Annotated in this window: 2 protein-coding genes; both read right to left on the reverse strand. The window is 44.9% G+C overall.

Translation table 11 applies throughout. The annotated features are described in order from the left end of the window. Window positions 1-722 (reverse strand): hypothetical protein (locus ACFINO_RS09545; protein ID WP_375655573.1); only part of this gene is annotated, 722 nt, incomplete at its 3' end. Between the two features lies 1 nt (window position 723). Further along, the coding region (locus tag ACFINO_RS09550) for a hypothetical protein (RefSeq protein WP_375655575.1) at window positions 724-1,140 on the reverse strand (417 nt) is incomplete at its 5' end.

Below are 1,140 nucleotides of genomic sequence, written 5' to 3' on the forward strand. Positions count from 1 at the left end.
CTTGCAAAGCCATGACCGGCGTTCATAAGCATATTCAACCTATTCCAGCCGCTATTGTCTTGTTCCAGCCAACGTTCTCTATTGGCATCAACAAGGCGTTGATTGTGGGCATCAAGCACACCTCCCCCTTGTATGGCATTGGAATAGGCATTGCCATAACCCTGCAAGAAGTTATTTGATGCTCCCAACTGATTTTGATTGGCTTGGTCTATCATGGCATTGGCTTGCATCATGCGGTCCGCATCACGATTATATTGCTCTAACATAGCACGAGCGTATATAGAATCTCTTCCTTTCCGCACTTCCTCTCTGTGATCAGGAGTTGCATAACGACCAATCCCTGAGAAATATCTGTTAATTTGAGTGTCTGAATCATCTAATGCTTCTTGAAGTGCTTGTTTGAAATACGAATTTTCTCCCATCATACCACCAGAGGCCATATGTCGAAGATTCATGGCTGCCGACGTTGGATTATAGATTGTATTCATCAAAGAGCGATTTTGATAATGATGAGGAATACTTCCAAGACCACCAATTCCATAGCGCGTTTGATCACTTAACGGCGCTACACGAGGACCACCATAAACATTACCACCCATCCCTGTGTCATACATGTTATACGCATCTGCACCCCCACGCTTAAAGACATTCTGCATCCAAGCAGGAGGGGCGCTTGTTTGTACCTGCTTCTGTTCTGTCGTTGTTGGTGTCTTGCTCCCCATGTCACAATTCCTTCCTATAATAAAGCATAGCTATGCCATAGCCTTGCTTGGTTAGTGCACGCTTCCAACCTAAACGACCCAAGATCTCCATTTCAGAAGCACCATTCTCACGCGCCCAATCCTCTACAACTTGCAAATTGTCAACTTGATCAAGAATGCCCTTGCCACTACATTCACAAATCAGTGCGCGCTTCTTTCCTAAAACTGTCTGCTGTATCTGGGTCGTGAATGCCGCTAAAAAGCGCTCGTCATCATCCAAAACAAGCCATAACTGTTTCTTGCCACTGCAAATCGCTTCAAGGAGCTCTTGCAACGTGATTTCATGTTTGAAACGCTCTACATACTCTCTAAAGGATGCAATGATGTCTTCAAGATAAGGCGCTATACGCTCCATATCCCAAGACGTGGTCAAAAAGAC

The sequence above is a fragment of the Bartonella sp. AA83SXKL genome (assembly GCF_042196965.1).
GTDB lineage: Bacteria > Pseudomonadota > Alphaproteobacteria > Rhizobiales > Rhizobiaceae > Bartonella.